General features: G+C 69.1%; 2 protein-coding genes. Both read left to right on the top strand.

Annotation, left to right across the window (positions count from 1 at the left end; genetic code table 11):
• Nucleotides 1-431, top strand: a 431-nt coding sequence (locus ACZ5CR_RS46795) for an ABC transporter permease (RefSeq protein WP_468870152.1), incomplete at its 5' end; no start/stop codon positions are given.
• A partial coding sequence (locus ACZ5CR_RS46800; RefSeq protein ID WP_468870153.1) for a histidine kinase occupies nt 428-1,109 on the top strand: 682 nt, incomplete at its 3' end. The genes ACZ5CR_RS46795 and ACZ5CR_RS46800, both read left to right, overlap by 4 nt.

Raw genomic sequence — 1,109 nt, forward strand, 5'->3', positions numbered from 1 at the left:
TGGTCGGCGTGCCGCCCTTCGACGTCGACCGGCCAACAAGCGCGAAAAACGGGCTCACCTTCGGCGGGGTTTTCGTCCTCGGTCTCACCGGCTGCGCGCTGCTCGGCATCGCGATCAGCAGCGTCCCGAGGTCCGGGCGCAGCGCGACCTCCGTGGTCGTGCTGCCCTTCCTGGTGCTGCAGTTCATCTCGGGCGTCTACATCGCCATCGACACGATCCCCGACTGGATGCTGAACATCAGCGCGCTCTTCCCGCTGAAGTGGATGTGCCAGGGCTTCCGCGGGGTGTTCCTGCCCGAATCGGCGAACGTCCTCGAGCAGGCGGGGAGTTGGGAGTACGGACGCATTGCCCTGGTGCTCGGCGCCTGGTGCGTCGGAGGATTGGTGCTGTGTCTGCTGACCTTCCGGTGGAAGAACCGGCGCGACGGATGAGCGAGGCGGCCGGGCCGCGCGACTCGAACATCTGGCAGCGCACCTTCCGGCTCTGGGACGCGTACTTCGCCGTGGTGTGGGTGGCCACCCTGGTCTTCGTGCTCGGCACGGCGGAGCCGGGGTGGCCCGTCCGGCTGACCACCGCGGGGCTTCTGCTGCTCCTCGTGCCTTGGTACGTGGGGTTCGGACGCGGGGTCCTGATGGAGGAGGGGCCCGACGAACGGCGGGCACTGACCTACGTGGCGGGGGCGATCGGGCTGTTCCTGGTCCCGGGCGTGTTGATCGGCGAGACACGCCTGATGACCTTCGCGCTCATCCCGCAGTGCTTCATCTGCCTGCGGATGCGCTGGGCGCTCGTGGGGGTCACGGTCATCAACATCGCGCCCGTGGGCGGCTGGGTGCTGCTCTGGCGGCCCTCGCCGCAGGACATCTTCTACAACGCGCTCTTCGCCGTGGTGACGCTGGTCTTCTCGGTGGCGATGGGCAGCTGGACCGTCCGCATCATCGAGCAGAGCCTCGAACGGGCCGACCTCATCGCCGAGTTGGACGCGAGCCGCGAGGAGGTCGCCCGGCTCTCCGCCGAGCGCGGCGCCCTCGCGGAGCGCGAGCGCATGTCGCGCGAGATCCACGACACCCTCGCGCAGGGCTTCACCAGCGTCCTCATGCTCGTCCAGGCCG

Source organism: Streptomyces sp. NPDC031274 (assembly GCF_055570235.1).